This window comes from Streptomyces sp. NBC_00582 (assembly GCF_036345155.1).
Lineage (GTDB): Bacteria > Actinomycetota > Actinomycetes > Streptomycetales > Streptomycetaceae > Streptomyces.
Window position 1 is genome coordinate 7,390,310 of record NZ_CP107772.1, and the last position, 22,922, is coordinate 7,413,231.

A 22,922-nucleotide genomic window follows, 5' to 3' on the forward strand; every position below is an offset into this window, starting at 1 on the left:
AGAGGCCTCCCTACGATTCGATCGCCGCGGTGCTCCACAGAAACCTCACAGGTTCTCCACACTTCAACGAAGTGCTTCCTCGAAGAGGAGAGACCCCCCATGGCAAGTGGACTGCTCCTGGGCGGCGCCGTCGCCGCCCTCGTCACCGCGGCGATGCCCGCGCCCCACCCGGGCGGGATCGCCGACCCGCCCCCCGACAAGATCGTCATCGATGTCGCCACGGTCAACGGCTCGGGCTGCCGCCCCGGTTCGGCGGCCGTCGCCGTGTCCGAGGACAACACCGCCTTCACGGTGACCTACAGCGAGTACCTCGCCCAGGTCGGCGGCAACTCCGACCCGACCGCGTTCCGCAAGAACTGCCAGCTCAGCCTGATCGTCCATGTCCCGCAGGGCTTCACGTACGCCATCGCCCAGGCGGACTACCGCGGCTTCGCCTCGCTCCAGTCCGGTGCCAACGCCGTGCAGCGGTCGTCGTACTACTTCCAGGGCTCGTCGCAGACGGTGTTCAAGAACCACACCTTCAACGGCGCGCTCAACGACAACTGGCAGGCGACCGACATCACGGACTGGGCGAACCTCGTCTACGCCCCGTGCGGCGTGCAGCGCAACTTCAACATCAACACCGAGCTGCGCGTGAACGCGGGCAGTTCCTCGCCGTCCAAGGTCAGCTTCATGACGATGGACTCGACCGACGGCGACATCAACACCGTCTACCACATGGCGTGGAAGGAGTGCCCCGCCAAGTGAGCCGGCCCTGACCCTCGGGTCACCTCCCCGCGTGGGCCACGAACTCGGCCCACGCGGTGGGGGAGAGGGTGAGGTGGGGACCGGACTTGTCCTTGGAGTCGCGGACGTGGATCCGGTGGGGGAGGGGGGCGACCTCGACGCAGTCTCCGTCGCCGCTGCTGCTGTAGCTGCTCTTGAACCAGGCCAGTTCGGACGCGTTCATAGGTCTCCTCGGATCTGCCGCAACAGGCTCCTGGATTCATCCGGTCGGAGAGCCTGTGAAAGCATCCTGGCATAGCGCATGTGGAGGATGCTGACCTCTTTCGGTTCGGAGACCAGCAGGCCACCCCGCTGGCCCTCGCAGTATGCGAACCACTTGTGATTCGGCGTCTCCAGTAGCTGGAGCGGGCCGCCGAGCCCGGGGTGCGACTCGCAGACCATCGGCATGATCTGGATGTCGAGGTTCCGTCGGTCGCTCATCGCCAACAGGTGATCGATGGCCTCGCGAGCGACCTCCGCACCGCCGGTCCGCCGCCGTAGTGCGTGCTCTTCGAGGATGAAACCGAACTTGGTGTTCGGCCGCTCCCGGAGCAGCAGTTGACGTTTGGCCCGTGCTGCCCAGTTGGCTTCGATCTGCTCGTCGGCCAGGGGTGGCAGTTTCTCGGTGAACAGATGCCGCGCGTACGCCTCCGTCTGCAACAACCCCGGAACCATCCGCGACTCGTACACGTACAGCGTGATCGCCGTCGTCTCCAACCGAGCCCACCGCTGGAACCAGGCCGCCAACCCGGTCTGCCGTTCGACGAACCCCGCCGCCCGCCTCAACGCCCCCGTGTTCCCCAACGCCAGCTCCGCCGCCTCCACGAACTCCTCGTCCGGCATCCGCCTCCCCAGCTCCACGGAGGCCACGGTGTGTTTGGAGAAGCCCACGACGTCGCCGAGTTCCTCCCTGCTCAGCCCGTGGTGCTCCCGCAGGCCCTGGACGACCGCCCCGAACGTCCGCAGACTGTCCGAGGACTCCGGCTCACCGCTCTCGACCCCCATGGTCACCTCCCGCACCCATGGTCACGGCGAGTGATCGGTACTGTCCAGTGCGTCACCGCGTACGCTTCCGCGGCGTACGCGCGTCGCACCTGGCGTGCCGGGGGGTGGACCCGACACATTGGCCCCATGACAGTCCGCCCCACCCCCCAATACCCGCTCACCGTACGTGTGTTCACCCAGCGCTTCAGTGCGACGCCCCGGGGTGCCCGCCTGGCGAGGCGCCTCGCGCTGCACCAGCTCGACACCTGGGGGATCCCGCACGGAACCGAGGCTTCCGACACGGTTGCGCTGATCGTCGCCGAGCTGAGCGCGAACGCCGTGACCCACGGCCGCGTACCCGGCCGGGACTTCGAGCTGTGCCTCTCCCTCGTGACCGGAAGCGTCCGAGTCGAGGTCAGCGACACGCGTGCCGGGGTCCGTCCGCCCGGCCCCCGGGCCGTGCGCGCCCCGGGTCCGCTCGACGACGCCGGGCGCGGGCTGTACCTCGTGGACGCCCTCGCCGCCCGGTGGGAGGTGGTGGACCGGGAGCCCCCGCCCGGAAAGACCGTGCGCGCCGAGGTGGACGTCCTCAACTGGCTCTCCCTGGCCAGGCGGACGTCGCACCGCCCGGTGGGTCAGGACGCTCCCGCTACAGGTGGAGAAACGGGGAGCGTATGAGCCAGGGCACCGCGGTGGTCGTCGGCGGGGGCATGGGCGGGCTGGCCGCGGCGGTCGGGCTGCGGCGGGTCGGCTGGGACGTGCGGACTGGGCGCCACCGCGGTTGCGATGACGCCCAGCCGGACCACGGATGAGGCTCAGCTGTCGACACCCAGGGTCAGCGTTCCCGAGTACCCGGAGGAGGTCGAGCTTCCCAGGGCGGTCAGGGTCAGCAGACCGGAGGCGGCGCCTCCGTCGTCGTAGATGGAGTCCTGGGCGAGGGTGGTGCGGGTGACCGTGTTGGTCGAGTACGGGGAGACCCTCGCGACGGCGGTCGTGATGGTCTCGTTGAAGAAGAGCTGGCCGGTGTGGAGCTCCTGGCCGCCGGAGAAGTGTCCGTCGGAGGAGACCGTGACGCCGGTGGCGACCTTGACGTGGATGTGGACGCAGCGGCCGCGGTACCAGCCGGGGTAGATCGTGGTGATCGAGGCGAGTCCGCTGGAGTTGGTGAGCACACCGCCGCGCAGGAAGGTGCCGTCGTCCGGCTCGCTGTGGCCGTTGTTGCCGACGTAACCGGAGTACTCGCCGAGGGCGTCGGCGTGCCAGATCTCCACCAGGGCGTTGCTGAGGGGGGCGCAGCTGCCGGCGTCGACCACGGTGAGGGCCAGCTTCAGCGGGATGCCCGCCTTGCCCTCGGTGACGTCTGAGCGTACGTACTGTCCGTCGAGGTAGTAGGGACCTTCGGTCATCTCCTTGGTGAGGGTGCAGACGGCCGCGGCGGCGACGGGAGCGGTGTCGTCGGCCGTGACGGTGGGGGCTTCGGTCGACGCGGCGGCGCCCACGGCGAGCGTGGCGGCGGTGGCTCCCGTCGCCACGAGCACCGTGCGGCGTCCGATGGGGCTGCGAGTTTCCGAGGTGTCTGTCATGAACGCGGCACCGTAGGGACGGTTTCTGTCGGAAGGCTGTCAGAACAGTAAAGTGAACATCCGTCAAGTTACTTGTCAGGCAAACTGTCGACAGTAGTTGCCTGTTGTCCCCGACGGCGCTACCCCACCTGCCCCATCCCGGCGGCATTGGGCCACGACTGGGCGGGTTGAGTGTTCGGCCACCCCGTGGCGGGCGCGGGCGCCAGCCCATTGGTCCCCCGCACCTGCGCGGCGGTGAGCCCACCACGAGCCGGCACCCCGGGCGGAGTCTGGGCCGCGGCGGCGGGAGCCATCGGCGCCTGCGCGGCCGGCGCCATCATCGGAGCCGGCGCGGGCGTCGGTGCCTGCGGCATCGCGGGGACGGGGACCGGGACCGGCGCCGGGGCCGGAGCGGCCGCGGGCACAGGCTGGGGGAAGACCTGTGCGGCGGCCGGCAACGGCATCCCGGCGCCGTTGGACGGGGCGGCCTGCGCCACCGCGGGCGCCTGCATCGGCATGCCGGCGGCGGCCGGGGCCGCGACCAGCCCCGGCATGCCGAGGGCCTGAGCGGCGAGGCCCTGCATACCCGCCCCGTTGGTCGCCTCGACCAGCAGCCGGTCCACGGCCGCCGTGCCCGAGCTGTAGCCGGTCCCGGCGCCCAGCTCGGGCACGGCAGCTCCCCTCCTGGTCCCGTAGAGCACCTGTTCCAGGCCGGACACCAGGCGACGCACGTCCACCTGGGGGCGCACCACGAGCCGCAGGAAGCGACTGGAGGAGCCGATCTTGTTGCCGCACTCGCGGACGAGGATGCGGTGTTCGGTGAGCAGCCGGTCCCGGACGACCGTGCCCTCGGCGCCGACGGGAAGGCGCACGAAGAGGAAGTTGCCCTGGGAGGGGTAGACCGTGAGGCCGGGGAGGGCCGAGAGCTGGCTGGCCATGTCGAGGCGGTCCCGGCGCACCTGCAGCAGACTCTGCATGTACTCGGGGCCGTGCTCCTTCAGCATGAAGACCACGTACTCGGCGAAGGCGTTGAGGTTCCACTTCGGCAGCATCGAGCGGACCTTGCCGGCCAGGGCGGGGTTGGCCACCATGTAGCCGAAGCGGATGCCGTGCAGACCGAAGTTCTTGCCGAGGCTGCGCAGCACGATGACGTTCGGCCGGATCATCGCCTCCTGCACGACGCTGGGCTCCTGCTCGGCGTCGGCGAACTCCAGGAACGACTCGTCGATGACGATCAGGTCCAGGTCGGCCATCGCGTCCATGAACTGCACGAGGGCGTGCTTGTGCAGGAAGCCGCCGTCGGGGTTGTTCGGGTTGCAGATGACCGCGACCTTGGTGCCCCGGGTGCGGATGAACTCGGCGTACTGGGCGAGGTCGAGGGCGAAGCCGCTGGACTCCTGGAGGGGGAACATGTCGACCCGCTTGCCGGTCTCCATCGGCTGGTCGGTCCAGCGGCCGAAGGTGGGCACGGGCACCGCGAGGGACTCGCGGACCAGCAGATGGTCGATCCAGGTGATCAGTTCGGTGGAGCCGTTGCCCATCGCGACGGCCTGCGGCGGGAGCTGGAGGAGGTTGCACAGCTCGGCGGTGATCGTGTCGGCGCTGCTCGGGTAGTAGGTGACGATGTCCCGCAGTCGGGCGGACATGGTGTCCATCATGGCCGGGGTGGGGAAGTAGGGGTTGCAGGGGATACAGAAGTCGACCGGGCCCGTCCCGTCGCCGCCTTCTCGTGTCAGCGCCGCCATCGACGGGCTGTGAGCCGCCGTACTGCGGAACAACGAGGTGACGTTGTCGGCCATGGAACCTCCGTAGGGGGCGGGCCCGCTGGGGACGACCGGGCCCGTCGTCTGGGTGGCCCGCGCGGGGGAGCACGGGCCACCGGTACATACGCAGGTGTGAGTCACCCCGTTCAACGGGTGTGAAAAAAATGTGAGTTGCGGAACCGGGAACCCAGGTTTCGCATCCGCGTCTCCGGATCAGGGCCCCGGCCCGGTCGCTACGCCCCGAAGGTGTGCACCGTCGTCGACCGGTACGTCTCCCCGGGGCGCAGGGTCGTCGAGGGGAACGACGGCTGGTTCGGGGAGTCGGGGAAGTGCTGGGTCTCCAGGCACAGCGCGTCGCCCTGACGGTAGACGCGTCCGCCCGGGCCGGCCAGGGTGCCGTCGAGGAAGTTGCCGGAGTAGAACTGCAGCCCCGGCTCGGTCGTGGCGACGGTCAGGGTGCGGCCCGAGGACGGGTCGCGCAGGAACGCCACCGGGACGGGCTCCTCGGTCACGCCCTTGTCGAGGACCCAGTTGTGGTCGTAGCCCTGGCCGTGCAGGAGCTGCGGATGGGCCGCCCGCAGGTCCCGGCCGATCTCCTTGGCCTCACGGAAGTCGAAGGGGGTGCCCGCGACCTCGGCGAGCTCGCCCGTGGGGATCAGCCCCGGGCCGACGGGCGTGTAGCGGGCGGCGGCGATCGACAGCTCGTGGTCCGCGACCGGGCCGCTGCCCTCGCCGGCCAGGTTCCAGTAGACGTGGTTCGTCAGGTTGACCACCGTCGGGCGGTCGGTGGTGGCCTCGTAGTCGATCCGCCAGTCGCCGGCCGCGGTGAGGGTGTACGTCACCTCGACCGCGAGGGTGCCGGGGTGGCCCATCTCGCCGTCGGGGCTCGTCCGGGACAGCCGCAGGCCGACGTCCCCGCCCTCCTCGAAGGGTTCCACGTCCCAGACCCGGCGGTCGAAGCCCTCCGCCCCGCCGTGCAGGCTGTTCGGCCCGTCGTTGACGTCGACCTGGTGGGTCTCGCCGTCGAGGGTGTAGCGCCCGGCGCCGAGGCGGTTGCCGTAGCGGCCGATCAGCGCGCCGAAGTACGGGGTCTTCTCGACGTACTCCTCGATCGTGGCGAACCCGAGGCTGACGCCTGCGAGGCGGCCCTCGCGGTCGGGGATCTCCAGGGACCGCACGATCCCGCCGTAGGAGAGGACCTCCAGCCGGGTCCCGCCGTTCTCCAGCGCCCAGCTGTGGATCTCCGTGCCGTCGGCCAGCCTGCCGAACAGCGACTTCACCGGCATTGCGCCTCCCTGCTTCATGGGAAGGGCCCCGCCGCACGGCGGGGCCCGATCCGGTCTGCTCGATCGACCCGGTCTACGAACCGGACTTGCGCTTGTTCCACACGTCGAACCCGACCGCGGCCAGCAGGGCGAGGCCCTTGATGACCTGCTGCCAGTCGGTGCCGACGCTCAGCAGGTTCATGCCGTTGTTCAGAACACCGAGGACGAGACCACCGATGATCGCGCCGAGGACGGTGCCGACACCGCCGCTCATCGACGCGCCGCCGATGAACGACGAGGCGATCGCCTCGAGCTCGAAGTTCAGACCCGCCTTCGGCGAGGCCGCGTTGAGCCGGGCGGCGACGACCAGGCCCGCCAGGGCCGCGAGCACGCCCATGTTCAGGAAGACGTAGAAGGTGACCTTCTTGTCCTTGACGCCCGACAGCTTCGCGGCCGGCAGGTTGCCGCCGATCGCGTAGATGTGCCGGCCGAAGACGGCGTTGCGCATGACGTAGCCGTAACCGACCACCAGCACGCCGAGGATCAGCAGCACGATCGGCGCGCCCTTGTAGCTGGCGAGCAGCATGGTGACGGTGAGGATCGCGGCGACGATCGCGACGAGCTTGAGCAGGAAGAGGTTGCGGGGCGCCACGTCGAGCGAGAACTCCTGCTGGCGCTTGCGGTCACGGACCTCCTGGAGGACCACGAAGACCAGCAGGGCGATGCCCAGCAGCAGGGTGATGTTGTGGTAGTTCGTCTTCGGGCCGACCTCCGGCAGGAAGCCGTTGCCCATCTTCTGCAGGCCGTCCGGGAACGGGCCGAGGGTCTGGCCCTTCAGCAGGATCTCCGTCAGACCGCGGAAGAGCAGCATGCCCGCGAGGGTGACGATGAAGGACGGTATGCCGAGATAGGCGATCAGGAAGCCCTGCACCGACCCGGCCACCGCGCCCACGATCAGGCAGAGCAGCAGGGCGAGGGGCCAGGCCATGCTGTGCTGCACCATCAGCACGGCTGCGAAGGCGCCCACGAACGCGGTCAGTGAACCGACCGACAGGTCGATGTGGCCCGCGATGATCACCAGCATCATGCCGATCGCGAGGATCAGGATGTAGCTGTTCTGCAGCACCAGGTTGGAGACGTTGCGCGGCAGCAGCAGGTCGCCGCCGGTCCAGATCTGGAAGAGGACGACGATCAGACCGAGGGCGATCAGCATGCCGTACTGGCGCATGTTGCGGCGCAGTCCGCCCAGCACCAGCTGGAGGAGGCTGCCGTCGGACGATCCGCCGCTCTTGCCGGGCGGCGCGGCGGCCGGGACCTTGTCCGTGACTTCGGTGCTCATCGCGTTACCTCTTTGTCCTTCGTCATCTGACGCATCAGCACTTCCTGCGTGGCCTCGGCCCGCGGGACCTCGCCCGTGAGCCGCCCGGCGGCCATCGTGTAGATGCGGTCGCACATACCGAGCAGTTCGGGCAGCTCGGAGGAGATGAAGACGACCGCCTTGCCCTGGGCGGCCAACTGGTCGATGACCGTGTAGATCTCGTACTTGGCGCCGACGTCGATGCCGCGCGTCGGCTCGTCCAGGATCAGCACGTCCGGACCCGCGAAGATCCACTTGCTGAGGACGACCTTCTGCTGGTTGCCGCCGGACAGCTTGCCCACCGGCTCGAAGACGGTCGGCGCCTTGATGTTCATCGTCTTGCGGTAGCCCTCGGAGACCTGCCGCTCCTCGTGCTCGTCGACGATGCCCCGCTTGGCCACCTTGTTCAGCGCGGTCAGCGAGATGTTGCGGTTGATGGTGTCGATGAGGTTGAGGCCGTAGTGCTTGCGGTCCTCGGTGACGTACGCGATGCCGTGGTCGACCGCCTCCGCGACGGTCTTCGTACGGATCTCCTTGCCGTCCTTGAGGACCGTGCCGCCCGCGTACCGGCCGTACGTCCGCCCGAAGACGCTCATCGCGAGCTCGGTGCGGCCGGCGCCCATCAGGCCCGCGATGCCCACGATCTCCCCGCGCCGCACCTGGATCGACACGTCGTCGACGACCTTGCGCTGCTGGTCGATCGGGTGGTGCACGGTCCAGTTGCGGATCTCCAGGGCGGGAGCCGCGTCCACCTCCGCCTCGTGCGGGGTGCGCTCGGGGAAGCGGTGGTCGAGGTCACGGCCGACCATGCCGCTGATGATCCGGTCCTCGGTCGTCTCGGCCGCCTTGACGTCGAGCGTCTCGATGGACCGGCCGTCCCGGATGATCGTCACCGAGTCGGCGACCTTGCGGATCTCGTTGAGCTTGTGGGAGATGATGATCGAGGTGATGCCCTGCTTCTTCAGCTCCAGGATGAGGTTGAGGAGCTTGTCGCTGTCCTCGTCGTTGAGCGCCGCCGTCGGCTCGTCGAGGATGAGCAGCTTCACCTTCTTGGACAGCGCCTTGGCGATCTCCACGAGCTGCTGCTTGCCCACGCCGATGTCGGCGACGCGGGTCTCCGGGTGGTCGTCCAGACCGACCCGGCGCAGCAGTTCGGTGGCGTGCCGCAGGGTCTCGCGCCAGTCGATGAACCCGCCCTTGGCGTGCTCGTTGCCGAGGAAGATGTTCTCCGCGAGGGAGAGGTACGGCGACAGCGCCAGTTCCTGGTGGATGATGACGATGCCGCGGTGTTCGCTCGCCCGGATGTCCTTGAACGAGCAGACCTCTCCGTCGAAGAGGATCTCGCCCTCGTAGCTGCCGTGGGGATGGACGCCGGAGAGCACCTTCATCAAGGTGGACTTGCCGGCGCCGTTCTCACCGCAGATGGCGTGGACCTCGCCCTGGCGGACGGTCAGGGTGACGTCCGACAGCGCCTTGACGCCGGGAAAGGTCTTGACGATCGAGCGCATTTCCAGGACGGGTCCCGCCATGGTCGTGCCTTCCAATCAGTAGGTGCCGGTGGTTACTTGAGCTCGTCGGCGGTGTAGTAGCCGCCGTCCACCAGGACCTTCTCGTAGTTGGTCTTGTCGACGCTCACCGGCTGCAGCAGGTAGGCCGGGACGACCTTCGAGCCGTTGTCGTAGGTCTTGGTGTCGTTGGTCTCCGGCTTCTTGCCGTTGAGGACCGCGTCCACCATGTTCGCGGCGACCTTGGCGAGCTCACGGGTGTCCTTGTAGACGGTCTGCGTCTGCTCGCCCGCGATGATCGACTTCACCGACGCCAGCTCGGCGTCCTGGCCGGTGAGGACCGGCAGCGGCTTGCTCTTGGAGCCGTAGTCGTCCGACTTCAGCGCCGACAGGATGCCGATCGAGATGCCGTCGTACGGCGAGAGGACCGCGTCGACCTTCTTGTTCGTGTAGGCCTTGGTGAGGATGTCGTCCATGCGCTTCTGGGCGGTGGCGCCGTCCCAGCGCAGGGTGGTGACCTGGGTGAGCTGGGTGTCACCGGACTGGACGACGAGCTTCTTCTTGTCGATGTACGGCTGGAGCACGCTCATCGCGCCGTTGAAGAAGTACTTGGTGTTGTTGTCGTCGTTGGAGCCGGCGAACAGCTCGATGTTGAAGGGGCCCTTGCCGCTGGCCAGGCCGAGCTTGTCGACGATGTAGTTGGCCTGGAGCTCGCCGACCTTGGTGTTGTCGAACGACGCGTAGTAGTCGACGTTCGGCGTGCCGAGGATCAGGCGGTCGTAGGCGATGACCGGGATGTCCGCGTCCTTGGCCTGCTGCAGGACGTTGTTCAGGGACTTGTTGTCGATCGCGGCGACGATCAGCGCCTTCACGCCCTGGGTGATCAGGTTCTCGATCTGGGAGACCTGCTGGTCGGGGTCGTCCTCGCCGTAGACCAGCTTGGTCTTGTAGCCGGCGGACTGCAGGTTCTTGACGACGTTGTTGCCGTCGGCGATCCAGCGCTCGGAGGACTTGGTCGGCATCGCGATGCCGATCGTGCCGCCCTTGGCGCTGCCCTTCTCCTCCTTGCTGCCACCCTCGCTGTTCTGGCCGCAGGCGGTGAGCGTGAGGGCGAGGGAAGCGGCTCCGGCTATGGCGGCGAGTGCGGCTCTGCGGTTACGCATGATCATCATCCTTGATGTGTGGCAGGGCTCGGTCCCGCGGTACGGGGGCGCCCTGGAGGGACGCCGTGAAAAAGACCGAGAAGGAGGTGTGTGGGATTCTGCGCGCCTGTGTCGGCTTGTGTGAAGCGAGGTTTCCGGAACGTTATGACCGGGCGTCAAACCTGTTCAGTTCGCCGGGCAGGCGCGAGCCCAGCGGGGCCATGTCGCTGTCCGCTCCGTGCCGCGCGAGCAGGTCGAGCGCGAGCCGGCCGCGCCGGACCCGCTCCCGAGCGGTGGACAGGGTCAGATCCCTCATGTGGTGGCCGTAAGGGTAGATCCCCGGGGCCTTGGAGAGACCGAACTTCAGGTACAGAGGTGCGCCGCGCCGGATCAGCTCGGCCACTTCGTACATCCGGATGTACCCTCCGAGGTCGTCCGGTGCCTCGATGTACATGTCCATCGGGGCACCGGAGACCCGGCGGATCTCGGTGAGGTGGTCCAGCGTGAGATCGCTGGGCACATTGACCGAGTCGGCGCCGAGCCGTTCGTAGACGGCGTACGAGGCCGGGTTCACGGGGCCGATCAGCGCCGACACCTTCAGCGTCGTGTCGGCCGGGATGATCCCGGCCGTACGGGCCTGGTGCAGCGTCCACAGCACGCCCTCGTCGGCGACGAGGAGGCACTTCACGCCCAGCTCGGTGGCGCGCACGGCGTCCTCGACACAGCCGGCGACGGCGTCGTGCCCACGGGCGCGCAGGCCCCCGCCGCGCGAGTCGGTCCGGGTGGAGCCGCCGATGTCCCAGGTGCCGCGCGGCCCGGTGAACAGGCAGAGCTCGATGTCACGCTCACCGGTCGCGTCGACCATCTCGGTGATCTCGGCGTCGGTCAGCATCCACACGCCGCTGCCCTGGCTGATCCGGTGGATCGGCACGTCGAGCCGCGAGGCCTCCTTCAGGATGACGGCCAGCGCTTCGGGGCCCTCGCACGAGGGAACCTCGGTGCGCCAGCGGCCGCCGCCGGGGAAGGCGTGCGGCGAGGAGTCGGCGGGGTCGAGGGCGGGTGCGCCCAGGCCGAGTGCGGCGAGCGCCTGCTCACCGGGTCGACGGGCTGCCGGGGCGGAAGCGTCGGTCACAGGGTGTCCTTCGTGTTCGATATTTCGGACGAGGTTCGCGGCTCAGGGTGCGGGCGGGTCTGGGTGTACGCCGGTGCGGGGACCGTCAGGTCGCCCCCGCACCGGCGTACGACTTGAGGGGCGTACTGCTAGGGCCTGAGCAGCACCTTGCCCACCTTCGGGTCGCCGGATCCCACCAGGTCGATGGCCTCGGGGAACTCGGCCAGCGGCAGCTCGTGCGTCACCAGCGGCAGCGGGTCGAGGAGCCCGGCACCGAACACCCGTACCGTGTGCGACCAGGCGTCCGGCGGTGCCCCGAAGACGGTGTGCACCTCGAGCTGCCGTACGACCAGATCCGTCGGGTCGAGACCGTCGGCGCCCGGCGCGGGAATGCCCGTGAGGACCAGACGTCCGCCCCTGCGGAGCAGCGAGGCGGCCGTCTGGGCTGCACTCGCGGACCCCGCGGTCTCGATCACGACGTCGAAGTCGTCGGGGAGCTCCTGGTCCCTGGTCCGGAAGTCGGTCGCCCCGAACCGCCGTGACAGCGTTTCCCTGTCGTCCCGCGTGCCCACGACCAGCAGTTCGGCCGGCGAGCCCGCCTTCAGGAACTGCACCGCGAACATGCCCAGCGTGCCGGTGCCCACCACGGCCACCTTCTCGCCCGGCAGCGCCCGCGCCTTGATGGCGGCGGCCGCGATGCACGCGGCGGGCTCCAGCAGGGCGGCGGCCGTGAGATCGGCGTCCTCGGGCAGCACGTGCAGCAGCCGCGCGGGCAGGGTGAGGGTGGTGGCCATCGCCCCCGGCTGGGTGAAGCCGGTCTCCTCGTACCCGTCCGTGCACAGCGTGGTCTCGCCCGCGTGGCAGCGGTCGCAGACCTGGCAGTTGCGGAAGCCCTCGCCCACGACCTTCCGGCCGACCAGGCCCTCGGGCACCCCGGCGCCCACCGCCTGCACGGTCCCGGACCACTCGTGGCCCGGGGTCAGCGGGTAGCGGACGTACCCCTCGGGCCGGTTGCCCTGGTACACCTCGCGGTCGCTGCCGCAGATGCCCACCGCGTGGACCCGGACCAGGGCCTCGCCCGGCCCCGGCTCCCGCGGGGTGTGCGCGGTGAGCCGGTGCTCGCCGGGCGCCTCGATGACGACCTCGGTGCTCACTTCGTGCCCTTCGGCTTCCGCTGCTCCCAGCCCTCGGCCCAGAGGTCGAAGCGGGCCTGCTGCTGCGGGAACTCGGCGGCGGCGTCCACGTCCAGCTCGACCCCGAGGCCGGGCTTGTCGGAGAGGTGGAAGTAGCCGTCGATCACCTCGGGCGCGCCCTTGACGACCTTCTTGATCTCCGCGTCCGCGAAGTCGTTGAAGTGCTCGAGGATCTTGAAGTTGGGGGAGGTGAAGCCGACCTGGAGGGAGGCGGCGGTCAGCACCGGGCCACCGACGTTGTGCGGCGCGACGAGCATGTAGTGCGTCTCGGCGGTCGCGGCCAGCTTCCGGGTCTCCCAGATGCCGCCGATGTGGCCGACGTCCGGCTGGATGATGTCCACGGCCTGGCTCTCGAAGAGCTCGCGGAACTCGATGCGGTCGTGGATGCGCTCACCGGTGGCGACCGGGATGTCGACCTTGGCGGCGACCTTCTCCAGCGCCTTCAGGTTCTCCGGCGGGCACGGCTCCTCCAGCCACGCGGGCTTGAACGGGGCCAGCTCCTTGGCCAGCCGCACCGCCGTCGCGGGGGAGAAGCGGCCGTGCATCTCCAGCATCAGCTCGGCGTCCGGCCCGATGGCGTCGCGCACGGCCTCGATGAGGGAGACGGCGTACAGGCTCTGCTCGTGGTCGAGCTCGAAGTGTCCGGTGCCGAAGGGGTCGATCTTGAGCGCCTTGTAGCCGCGCTCCATGACGCCCTGGGCGGCCTTGTGGTACGCCTCCGGGGTGCGCTCGGTGGTGTACCAGCCGTTGGCGTAGGCCTTGACCTTGTCGGTGACCTTGCCGCCGAGCAGCTGCCACACCGGGACGCCGAGGGCCTTGCCCTTGATGTCCCAGCAGGCCATCTCGACGACGGCGATGCCGGACATCACGATCTCTCCGGCCCGCCCGTAGTCGCCGTACTTCATCCGGCGGGTGAGGTCCTCGACAGCGAACGGGTCGGAGCCGAGAATGTGGTTCTGCTCGGCTTCTCTCAGGTAGCCGATCAGCGCGTCGGTGTGGCCCAGCATGCGGGTCTCGCCGACACCCGTGATGCCCTCGTCGGTGTGCACCAGGACGTAGGTCAGGTTGCGCCACGGCGTGCCGACCACGTGCGTGCTGATTCCGGTGATGCGCACGGAAGTTACCCTTCGGCTGTTCGAGATTTCGTCACATGTTCGAAATGCTGGGCAGACAGTAAGGATGGCGTGAGGGGAGTGTCAATGGGTCGAACAGGTAACGGTTTCGACGGTTTCGATGCCCCTTTCGCCATCGGGGAGTTGAGCGGTGTGTGACAGGTCACGCCAGCCGCCGCACCGGTATGGCCGGTTTCCCACACAACTTTCACAGGCGAGCCTAGGAACGGGACCGCCCGGGAACCTAGTCTTCCCGCGTCATGGACTACTGCCACCCGTGCCGACGGCACCTCAACGGCGCCCTCGCCTGCGCGGGGTGCGGCACACCCGCTGATCAGCTACGCGCGTATCCCCCGGACGCGTACGAGCCGGAGCCGCAGCCCGGCGCGTCCGGAGCGGTCGGTGATCATGACACCCTCGCGGGCCCTCCGGGGGATCACGCCGATCCTGCCGGTCACGGCCTTCCCGCCGCTCGTGGACCCTACGGCGACGAGCCAGACCGGGAGGCGTATTCCGGCCAGGGCGACTATGCCGGCCAGGGCGACTATGCCGGCCGGGACGGCCGCGCCGGTCACGACGGCCATGCCGGTCCGGACGGTCACGCCGGTTACGACGGCTACGACGGTCACGACGGCCACGATGGTCATGCCGGTCACGATGGCCATGCCGGTCACGGCGGCCGGGACGGCAGTCAGGGCTACGCCGGTCACGAGGGCTACGCCGGCCATGACGGCCACGCCCGCACCGTGGGCGGCGGCCACGGCGCGCCCGCCGCCTACGACGGCCCCGACGCGCACGCCGACCTCGGTGACCAGGCACTTCGCGAGGGCCGGGACGGCCGGGACGACCGTGAGGGGGAGGACGGTGAGTCGCAGGGGCGGGCCGCGCGGCGGCGGGGGCAGGGCCGGGGTGGTCGCAGGGGCGGCGGGGACGGTGCCGGGGTCGGGTCGGCCGACGCGTCGGATGCGAGCCGGCGGGACCGCAAGGCCGCGGTCCACCGCAGGCGCCGTAGGCGCACGGTGCTGATCACCGCCGGTTTCGTGCTGGCGGCGGGCGGGCTGAGCCTCGCCGAACTCGGCGTGGACGCGCCGGGGTTCTCCTCCGGGCCGAACCCGGCGGCGGCCGGCGGCGAGTCCTCCGAGGTGGACGACTCCACGGCGGCGCCGAGCACGTCCGCACAGCCCCTGGACGACCGCGAGGGCACCGACGAGGACAGCGCCTCGGCCTTGCCCAGCGCCTCCGCCTCCCCGTCGGCCTCCGCGTCCCCGGACGCGAGCGCGAGCCGAACCCCGGACAGGGAAGCCCAGTCGGCGACCGTCCCCGGTTCGGCCGGCGCGACCTCCGGCGCCACCGGCGCCACCGGCTCCACCCCGAGCACCGACCCGACGACCCGGGCCCCGTCCTCCCCCGAACCCTCACCGTCGGAAACCTGCACGCGCTTCCTGTGGTGGTGCTCGTAGGGCCGGTCGGTGCGACCGCGGTGACCTGCGGGAATGTCCTGCTCCGACGGGCCGTCCCGCCAACCCCCGCTCCCCACCGCGTTATTCAACCGTGACGACGTTCCGCTGCAGCCCTCTTGACCACCATGAATTGTTAGCGCTCACAATGACGTCCGCATTCACCGGTCGGCGTCCGACGCCCAGCACGGGAGGTACGAGCGTCATGCCCGCAGTGCCCCAACTCGCCCTCCCCTTCACCGCTTTCACGCACTCCGGTACCCCGGCGTGACGGCGGCCGCGCGGCAACAGCCGCCCACGACACAGGACTTATCCGCAGACGAGCGCCAAGGAGGTGCGGCCGTGCCACCCGCGCAGCTCCGGCCGCCCACCATGGCCGACGTGGCACGCCAGGCCGGCGTGTCCCACCAGACCGTCTCCCGCGTCCTGGGAGACCACCCCAATGTGCGGGAGCAGACCCGGGCCAGGGTGCTGCGCGCGATCGAGGAGATGGGCTACCGCCGCAACTCCTCGGCACGGGCCCTGGCCACCCGGCGCACCCGGACGCTGGGGGTGGTCGCCTCCGACACCACCCTGTACGGTCCGGCCAGCACCCTGTTCGCGCTGGAGGAGGCGGCGCGCGCCGAGGGCTATCTCGTCTCCACGGTCAGTCTGCGCGAACTGACCATGGAGACCCTGTCCGAGGCGCTCGACCACCTCAGCGAGGGCGGGGTGGAGGGGGTCGTCGCCATCGCCCCGCAGCGGTCGGCGGTGGACGCCCTCGCCGAACTCCGCAGCCCCTTCCCGGTGGTGGTCGTGGGCAGCGGGCAGGGCGTGGGCATCCCCAGCGTCAGCGTGGACCAGCACCTCGGGGCGCTCCTGGCCACCCGGCACCTGCTGGCCGCCGGCCACCGCACGGTCTGGCACCTCGCCGGACCCGAGGACTGGCTGGAGGCGGCCGACCGGGCCGCCGGCTGGCGGGCCACCCTCGAGGCGGCGGGCGTGGAACCGCCCCTGCTGCTGCGCGGCGACTGGAGCCCGCTGTCCGGCTACCGCGCCGGGCAGGAACTGGCCGGCTGGGTGGGCCGGGGCCTGACCGCCGTGTTCGTCGCCAACGACCAGATGGCGCTGGGGGTGCTGCGGGCGCTGCGTGAGGCGGGCGTACGGACCCCGCAGGACGTGGCGGTGGTCGGCTTCGACGACATCCCGGAGTCGGAGTTCTTCGCACCGCCCCTGACCACCGTCCGGCAGGACTTCTCGGCGGTCGGCAAACAGGGCATCGCGCTGCTCCTGGAGCTGATCGAGGGCCGGCCGCCCGCCACCCCGTCCCCGATCGCGATCGAGCCCCAACTCGTCGTCCGCGCGAGCACCTTCCCGCACGCCGCCCAACCGGAGGGCGTGCCCCTCTGACCGATCCGTAGGCCTGACTGCCCCGCGGTGTGGCCGAAATACCGAACGATGATCGACAGGCTGGACGCAGTGCAGCCGGTCCCCGAGTACCAGCAGGTCCGTCCCCGGGCCGGCTCTTCAAAGGAGAAGAACATGCTCAGCAGAAGGAACTTCCTCACCGCGGCGGTCGGCGTGGCGGCGGCGGGCGGACTGGCGGCCTGTGCGAAGAAGGACGACAGCTCCTCCGGCTCGTCCTCCGGGGGCAGCAAGACGATCACGCTCGGCTTCTCCCAGGTCGGCGCGGAGAGCGGCTGGCGCAGCGCCAACACCACCTCGGTGAAGGACGCGGCCAAGGAGGCGGGCTACACCCTGAAGTTCTCCGACGCCCAGCAGAAGCAGGAGAACCAGATCTCCGCGATCCGCAGCTACATCGCGCAGAAGGTCGACGTCATCGCCTTCTCGCCGGTGGTCGTCACCGGCTGGGACGCCGTCCTCAAGGAGGCCAAGGCCGCGAAGATCCCGGTGGTCCTCACCGACCGCTCGGTGGAGACCTCCGACGACTCCCTCTACGTGACCCTGGTCGGCTCCGACTTCACCGACGAGGGCCGTCGCGCCGCCAAGATGCTGGCGACGGTCGTCGAGAAGGCCGGCCTCAAGGGCGCGGTGAAGATCGCCCAGCTCGAGGGCACCACCGGTGCCGCCCCCGCCATCGAGCGCGCCAAGGGCTTCAAGGAGGTCATGGACGCCGACCACGCCGACGACTGGAAGATCGTCGTCAGCCAGACCGGTGACTTCACCCGCGCCGGCGGCAAGCAGGTCATGGCGGCCTTCCTGCAGTCCAACCCGGACATCAACGTCCTCTTCGCGCACAACGACGACATGGCGATCGGCGCCATCCAGTCCATCGAGGCGGCCGGCAAGAAGCCCGGCAAGGACATCCTGATCGTCTCGATCGACGGCGTGAAGGACGGCTTCGTGGCCATGTCCGAGGGCAAGATCAACGGCATCGTCGAGTGCAACCCGCTGCTCGGCCCCCAGCTCATGGACGTCGTCAAGAAGGTTCATGAGGGGCAGTCGGTCGAGCGCTGGATCAAGACCAAGGAAGGCGACTTCCTCCAGGACCAGGCCAAGGCCGAGCTCCCGAACCGCAAGTACTGACCCACGGCACCCACCGGCAGGGAGCCCGCGGCCGACCGAGCGCCATCGGTCCCGGGGCTCCCTGCGGGCCTGAACCAATCTCACGAGGAGCGCTCCATGGCAGAGCCGCGGCCCGTCCTGGAAATGACGGGCATAGTCAAAGAGTTCCCGGGGGTACGGGCTCTGTCGGACGTCGACTTCCGGCTCTTCCCCGGCGAGATCCACGCCCTGATGGGCGAGAACGGCGCGGGCAAGTCCACCCTCATCAAGGTGCTGACGGGGGTCCACTCCCTGGACGGCGGCACGATCACCCTGGACGGGAAGTCCGTGCGGATCGCGAGCCCCCTCCAGGCCCAGCAGGCCGGCATCAGCACGGTCTACCAGGAGGTCAACCTCTGCCCCAACCTGTCGGTGGCGGAGAACATCTTCATCGGCCGGGAACCGACCCGGCTGGGCCGCATCCAGTGGAAGCGGCTGCGCCAGGAGGCGGCGGAGCTGGTGGACCGGCTCGGCCTCGACATCGACGTCACCGCCCCGCTCTCCGCGTACCCCCTGGCGGTGCAGCAACTGGTCGCGATCGTGCGGTCGTTGGGGACCAGTGACGGTGAGGGAGCCGGCACCAAGGTGCTGATCCTCGACGAGCCCACCTCCAGCCTCGACCGCGACGAGGTCCTCCAGCTCTTCGCCCTGATGCGCAGGCTGAAGGACGAGGGCGTGGCGATCCTGTTCGTCTCGCACTTCCTCGACCAGATCTACGAGGTCTGCGACCGGATGACCGTCCTGCGCAACGGCACCCTCGTCGGCGAGCACCTGGTGAGCGACCTCGACCAGGTCGGGCTCGTCCAGCTCATGCTCGGCAAGGCCATGGGCCAGCTCGAGGAGCTCCACGAGCACCAGCTGCACTCCGACGCCGGAGAGACGCTGCTGAAGGCCGACGGACTCGGCCGCACCGGCGGTGTCGCCCCCTTCGACCTGGAGATCGACAAGGGTGAGGTGATCGGCCTCGCCGGACTGCTCGGCTCGGGCCGCACCGAACTCGCCCGGCTCCTCTTCGGCGCCGACCAGCCCGACAGCGGCACGGTGACCATCGACGGCAAGCAGGTCTCGCTGAGCGCCCCGAACGACGCCATCGGCGCCGGGGTCGCCTTCTGCTCCGAGAACCGCAAGACCGAGGGACTGGTGCCCGACCTGACGGTGCGGGAGAACATCATCCTCGCGCTCCAGGCCGCCCGCGGCTGGACCCGGCCCATCCCGGCCGCCCAGCGCGACGAACTCGTCGCCCAGTACATCAAGGCCCTCGACATCCGCCCCGCCAACCCCGAGGCCAGGGTCGGCCAGCTCAGCGGCGGCAACCAGCAGAAGGTGCTCCTGGCCCGCTGGCTGATCACCCAGCCCAAGCTGCTGATCCTCGACGAGCCCACCCGCGGCATCGACATCGGCGCCAAGGCGGAGATCCAGAAACTGGTCGTCTCGCTCTCCGAGGACGGGATGTCCGTGCTGTACATCGCCGCCGAGCTGGAGGAGGTGCTCCGGCTCAGCCACACCATCGGAGTGCTGCGCGACCGCCGGCTGGTGGCGCGGATCACCAACGGGCCCGAGATCACCACCAGCAAGATCCTCGAGACCATCGCGAGCGGAGAACACCAGTGACCACCTCCTCCCGCTGGCGAGCACTGACGCACCACCAGCTCTTCTGGCCGGTCGCGGTCCTGATCCTCCTGCTGCTCGTCAACGTCCCCTTCACCCCCGACTTCTTCTCGATCAAGATGATGGAGGGCCACCTCTACGGCAGCCTCGTCTCGATCGTGCTGTTCGGATCGCCCCTCATCCTGGTCGCGGTCGGGATGACCCTGGTCATCGCCACCGGCGGCATCGACCTCTCCGTCGGCGCCGTTGTCGCCATCACCGGCGCGCTGACCTGCTCGTACATCAGCGACCAGCACGACCAGAACGCCCTGTCCGGGGTGCTGCTCGCGATGGGCCTCGGGCTGGTCGCCGCGGTCGTCTGCGGTCTGTGGAACGGCTTCCTGGTCGCCCGGATGGGCATCCAGCCGATCATCGCCACGCTGATCATCATGGTCGCCGGACGCGGGGTCGCCCAGTTCATCACCGACGGCCAGATCATCACCATCAACAGCGAGCCGTACAAGCTGATCGGCGGCGGCTACTGGCTGACGCTGCCCTTCTCCATCTTCATCGTCGCGGTCGTGGTGGCCGTCACCGTGGCGCTGACCCGCCGCACCGCGCTCGGCCTGCTCGTCGAGTCGGTCGGCGGCAACGCCGAGGCCAGCCGGCTGGTCGGCATCCGGTCCCGCCGCATCAAGATCATGGTGTACGTGTTCTGCGCCGTGTGCGCCGGCATCGCGGGCCTGATGATCAGCTCCAACACCTCCGCCGCCGACGGCAACAACGCCGGCCTGTGGATCGAGCTCGACGCCATCCTCGCCGTGGTGATCGGCGGCACCTCTCTGCTGGGCGGCCGGTTCTCCATCGGCGGCACGGTGGTCGGCGCCCTCGTCATCCAGACCCTGACCACCACGATCTACACCATCGGCGTACCGACCCAGACCAACCTGGTCTTCAAGGCCGCCGTCGTCATCGTCGTCTGTCTGCTGCAGTCCCCGAAGTTCCGCGCCAAGGTCTTCGGCGCCGGGTTCGGGGCGAAGACCCGCGCCGGACGGACGCCGGCCCCGGCGGACACCGCCGCGCCGGCCGACGCCGCTCCCCAGATGGAGGTGTCGTGATGACCACGACCACCCAGAGCCCCGAGGCCGCCTCGGACAGCCGTACGCCGTCCAGGGCCGCGCGGCTGCTCGCCGACCGGCGCCTGCCCGTCGCGGCCACCGCCCTGCTCTTCCTCGTCATGTACGGGGTGGGCCTGAGCCGCTACCAGTTCTACGGCTTCGCCGAACCGCAGGTCTTCCTCAACCTGTTCATCGACAACGGCTATCTCCTGGTCGCCGCCGTCGGCGTCACCTTCGTCATCCTGTCCGGCGGCATCGACCTGTCCGTCGGCTCGATGATCGGCTTCACCACGATGTTCACGGCCTGGCTGGTGGAACGCCAGGGGCTGCCGCTCGCCCTCGTGATCCCCATGGCGCTCGCCGTGGGCGCGTTCGGCGGGTTCCTGATGGGCTACGTGATCCACAACTTCGAGATCCAGCCCTTCATCGTGACCCTCGCCGGACTCTTCCTCTTCCGCGGTCTGTGCCTGGTCATCAGCAAGGAGTCGATCTCGATCAGCGACTCAGGGGTCAGCAGCATGGCCCAGGCGCAGGTGTCGCTCGGCATGGGCTTCCTCTCCATCGGCGCGGTCGTCTCGCTGGTCGTCCTCGCCCTCGCCTTCTACGTCCTGCACTACACCCGCTTCGGACGCCGCGTGTACGCCATCGGCGGCAACGAGCAGTCGGCCCTGCTGATGGGCCTCCCGCAGGGCGGCACCAAGATCGCCGTGTACACGGTGAGCGGGTTCTGCTCGGCGCTGGCCGGTCTGCTGTTCACCCTGTACATCCAGTCCGGCGACCCGCTGCACGCCACCGGCATGGAACTCGACGCCATCGCCGCCGTCGTCATCGGCGGCACCCTGCTGACCGGCGGCTCCGGCTATGTCCTCGGCACCCTGTTCGGCGTCCTCGTCCTCGGCCTGATCAAGAGCCTCATCCAGTTCGAGGGCACCCTCAGCTCCTGGTGGACCAAGATCGCAACCGGTGTGCTGCTGTGCGCGTTCATCCTCATCCAGCGGTTCATGACGACCCGCAAGAAGGCATGACGATCACAGGAAGCCCTGAGCCCGAAGGCCCTCCCCGGTCGGCAGCCTCTCGACGCGACTGCGGGAACCGCCCGCCGCCCCCGCACGTGTAGGACGACAGGCCCGTCCACCGAAGGAGACTCGTGTGATCCTGCTCGTCCTGTCCGGCATCCTCGTCCTCACCGTCGGCGGATGCGCCTGTGTCTGGTGGGCGGCCCGCGGCGGCCCCCGCTGGACCCGGGCGGTGGCCACGGCGACCCTCGCCGCCGGCGAACTGGCCCGCAGGGCCGACATCAGGAGCAACGCGACGGGTCAGAACACCTCGAACGACGGCTAGTGCCGTGGCAGGCACCAGTGCCGTTTCCTCGCGCTACGCCTCGCGGAACCGGCGCAGCCGCGGGGCCCGTACGGCGGGCAGCCGGACCAGGGTGTCGTGGAAGGCCTGGCGGTGGGGCCTCAGCGGGTGCCAGGGGCGGGGCAGGGGGTAGTCGTCGCGTAGGACGCCCTCCGGGAGGACCCCGGTCGCGGGTGTCGGCGAGGTCTCGCCCGGGTGGGCGAGGTACGCCCAGACCCCGCTGTCCAGCGGCACCACGGGCCCCTCGTCGTCCGGCGGACGCCAGGGTGCCCCCGTGAGGGGGTGGCGGGGGACGAGGAGGACGTCGGGACGGGGCCGGGGCGGATGGATCCCCGGGCCGGCCAGCTCCACGGACCGGGCTCCGGGCCCGGCGGGGAGACACCGGCCGACGGCGTGGCCGAGCAACTCGGCGACGGGACCGGCGGGAAGACGCACCGGGCGGTCCTCGGTGACCGCCACGAGATGGGCCAGGGCGACTCCGACCGCCGCCTCCCAGCGACGGCTCCACGACCCGTCGGGTTCGACGGGCGGGACGCGGTGCTCGGCGCGTTCCAGGTCGTCCCAGTCGGGAGCCGGGCCGGCCGGGAGTCCCGAGGGACGGCGTACGACCGCGTCGGGCTCGAGCCACACCGTCTGCCACATTCCGCAGTCGTCCATACGGGTGGCCACGGCCCGCCCGCACCCCGCGCACGCCAGGTTGGGGCCGTCCCGGCCGTCCACCCCCCGGCAGTAGCCTTCGCACTTGTCGGGAATCAGGGTCATGGACCGGGAGTCACCGGGGGCGATGACGATCCGGTTCCGCGCGCCGAAGGACACGCGGTACACCGGCGCGAACACGCCCCGCCGCGCGGCCTCGTCCGCTCCGACCTCCTCCCACAACCGCCAGGGCGGTCCGGTGGGCAGGGGGTCGACGGCGTACGTCGCGGGCTCCATCAGCGGGGGGTGGAGTTCCTCCCACCCCCCGTGGTGGGTGTGGACGGGGAGGGCGACCCGGGACACCGGCGCCGTCAGCTCCGTGCCGCACCCGGCACACACGAACACGTCCAAACAGGCTCCCCCTCGCCCCGGTTCCCCGGGGATTGTGCCGCGGGCGCGGCA

At 69.8% G+C, this 22,922-nt stretch carries 21 protein-coding genes and 2 pseudogenes; 11 read left to right on the forward strand and 12 right to left on the reverse strand.

Annotation, left to right across the window (positions count from 1 at the left end):
- Window positions 1-99: 99 nt before the first annotated feature.
- Window positions 100-747, forward strand: coding sequence for a DUF4360 domain-containing protein (locus tag OG852_RS33440; RefSeq protein ID WP_133909720.1), 648 nt, complete (start codon window positions 100-102; stop codon window positions 745-747).
- A 19-nt stretch (window positions 748-766) separates the two neighbouring features.
- Here the strand turns inward: OG852_RS33440 and OG852_RS33445 are convergent, their stop codons facing one another.
- Together OG852_RS33445 and OG852_RS33450 are read right to left on the reverse strand one after the other, a co-directional pair.
- A complete protein-coding gene (locus tag OG852_RS33445; protein WP_330349896.1) occupies window positions 767-949 on the reverse strand; it encodes a DUF397 domain-containing protein in 183 nt (60 codons plus the stop codon).
- Window positions 946-1,770: a helix-turn-helix domain-containing protein gene (locus tag OG852_RS33450; RefSeq protein ID WP_330349897.1), complete on the reverse strand. Its 825-nt coding sequence runs from the start codon at window positions 1,768-1,770 to the stop codon at window positions 946-948. Before OG852_RS33450 ends, OG852_RS33445 begins: the two co-directional genes overlap by 4 nt.
- Before the next feature lie 126 nt (window positions 1,771-1,896).
- On the opposite strand from OG852_RS33450, the gene OG852_RS33455 reads away from it, so the two are divergent.
- Entirely contained in the window at window positions 1,897-2,427 is a 531-nt protein-coding gene (locus OG852_RS33455; protein WP_330349898.1) for an ATP-binding protein, read from the forward strand.
- Window positions 2,424-2,561 (forward strand): hypothetical protein, encoded by a 138-nt coding sequence (locus OG852_RS33460; protein ID WP_330349899.1) that lies wholly within the window; start codon window positions 2,424-2,426, stop codon window positions 2,559-2,561. Before OG852_RS33455 ends, OG852_RS33460 begins: the two co-directional genes overlap by 4 nt.
- Before the next feature lie 3 nt (window positions 2,562-2,564).
- On the opposite strand, the gene OG852_RS33465 is transcribed toward OG852_RS33460, so the two are convergent.
- The 9 genes and pseudogenes from OG852_RS33465 to OG852_RS33505 all read right to left on the reverse strand — a co-directional run bounded on the left by OG852_RS33465 (window position 2,565) and on the right by OG852_RS33505 (window position 13,762).
- A complete protein-coding gene (locus OG852_RS33465) occupies window positions 2,565-3,332 on the reverse strand; it encodes an intradiol ring-cleavage dioxygenase (RefSeq protein ID WP_330349900.1) in 768 nt (255 codons plus the stop codon).
- A 119-nt stretch (window positions 3,333-3,451) separates the two neighbouring features.
- Entirely contained in the window at window positions 3,452-5,110 is a 1,659-nt protein-coding gene (locus OG852_RS33470) for a pyridoxal phosphate-dependent aminotransferase (RefSeq protein ID WP_133909725.1), read from the reverse strand.
- A 197-nt stretch (window positions 5,111-5,307) separates the two neighbouring features.
- Window positions 5,308-6,369 (reverse strand): annotated as a pseudogene (locus tag OG852_RS33475) (aldose epimerase family protein); the annotation flags it as partial.
- 64 nt (window positions 6,370-6,433) lie between these two features.
- A complete protein-coding gene (mmsB, locus tag OG852_RS33480; protein ID WP_133909726.1) occupies window positions 6,434-7,678 on the reverse strand; it encodes a multiple monosaccharide ABC transporter permease in 1,245 nt (414 codons plus the stop codon).
- Entirely contained in the window at window positions 7,675-9,225 is a 1,551-nt protein-coding gene (gene mmsA / locus OG852_RS33485) for a multiple monosaccharide ABC transporter ATP-binding protein (protein WP_133909727.1), read from the reverse strand. Before mmsA ends, mmsB begins: the two co-directional genes overlap by 4 nt.
- Window positions 9,226-9,257: 32 nt before the next feature.
- Window positions 9,258-10,364, reverse strand: a complete 1,107-nt coding sequence (gene chvE, locus OG852_RS33490) for a multiple monosaccharide ABC transporter substrate-binding protein (RefSeq protein ID WP_208117026.1) — start codon at window positions 10,362-10,364, stop codon at window positions 9,258-9,260.
- A gap of 142 nt (window positions 10,365-10,506) precedes the next feature.
- The gene (locus tag OG852_RS33495) at window positions 10,507-11,475 is read right to left on the reverse strand and encodes a hypothetical protein (protein WP_133909729.1); all 969 of its coding nucleotides are present in this window, start codon (window positions 11,473-11,475) and stop codon (window positions 10,507-10,509) included.
- Between the two features lie 128 nt (window positions 11,476-11,603).
- Entirely contained in the window at window positions 11,604-12,608 is a 1,005-nt protein-coding gene (locus OG852_RS33500) for a zinc-dependent alcohol dehydrogenase (RefSeq protein ID WP_330349902.1), read from the reverse strand.
- A complete protein-coding gene (locus tag OG852_RS33505; RefSeq protein WP_133909731.1) occupies window positions 12,605-13,762 on the reverse strand; it encodes a mandelate racemase/muconate lactonizing enzyme family protein in 1,158 nt (385 codons plus the stop codon). Before OG852_RS33505 ends, OG852_RS33500 begins: the two co-directional genes overlap by 4 nt.
- 257 nt (window positions 13,763-14,019) lie before the next feature.
- Here OG852_RS33505 and OG852_RS51045 point away from each other — a divergent pair.
- From OG852_RS51045 to OG852_RS33545, 8 genes and pseudogenes are all read left to right on the forward strand, one after another.
- A pseudogene (locus tag OG852_RS51045) lies at window positions 14,020-14,265 on the forward strand (SCO2400 family protein); the annotation flags it as partial.
- 240 nt (window positions 14,266-14,505) lie between these two features.
- Window positions 14,506-15,219, forward strand: coding sequence for a hypothetical protein (locus OG852_RS33515; protein WP_330349904.1), 714 nt, complete (start codon window positions 14,506-14,508; stop codon window positions 15,217-15,219).
- Window positions 15,220-15,588: 369 nt separating this feature from the next.
- Entirely contained in the window at window positions 15,589-16,605 is a 1,017-nt protein-coding gene (locus OG852_RS33520) for a LacI family DNA-binding transcriptional regulator (RefSeq protein ID WP_443064670.1), read from the forward strand.
- 132 nt (window positions 16,606-16,737) lie between these two features.
- Window positions 16,738-17,742 (forward strand): ABC transporter substrate-binding protein, encoded by a 1,005-nt coding sequence (locus OG852_RS33525; RefSeq protein WP_133909734.1) that lies wholly within the window; start codon window positions 16,738-16,740, stop codon window positions 17,740-17,742.
- A gap of 96 nt (window positions 17,743-17,838) precedes the next feature.
- Window positions 17,839-19,371, forward strand: coding sequence for a sugar ABC transporter ATP-binding protein (locus tag OG852_RS33530; RefSeq protein ID WP_133909735.1), 1,533 nt, complete (start codon window positions 17,839-17,841; stop codon window positions 19,369-19,371).
- Complete coding sequence (locus OG852_RS33535) at window positions 19,368-20,465, forward strand: ABC transporter permease (protein WP_133909736.1); 1,098 nt, start codon at window positions 19,368-19,370, stop codon at window positions 20,463-20,465. Before OG852_RS33530 ends, OG852_RS33535 begins: the two co-directional genes overlap by 4 nt.
- The gene (gene yjfF / locus OG852_RS33540) at window positions 20,465-21,490 is read left to right on the forward strand and encodes a galactofuranose ABC transporter, permease protein YjfF (RefSeq protein WP_330349905.1); all 1,026 of its coding nucleotides are present in this window, start codon (window positions 20,465-20,467) and stop codon (window positions 21,488-21,490) included. Before OG852_RS33535 ends, yjfF begins: the two co-directional genes overlap by 1 nt.
- 124 nt (window positions 21,491-21,614) lie before the next feature.
- The gene (locus OG852_RS33545; protein WP_133909738.1) at window positions 21,615-21,806 is read left to right on the forward strand and encodes a hypothetical protein; all 192 of its coding nucleotides are present in this window, start codon (window positions 21,615-21,617) and stop codon (window positions 21,804-21,806) included.
- Between the two features lie 33 nt (window positions 21,807-21,839).
- Here the strand turns inward: OG852_RS33545 and OG852_RS33550 are convergent, their stop codons facing one another.
- Window positions 21,840-22,871: a hypothetical protein gene (locus tag OG852_RS33550; RefSeq protein WP_133909739.1), complete on the reverse strand. Its 1,032-nt coding sequence runs from the start codon at window positions 22,869-22,871 to the stop codon at window positions 21,840-21,842.
- Between the last annotated feature and the right edge of the window lie 51 nt (window positions 22,872-22,922).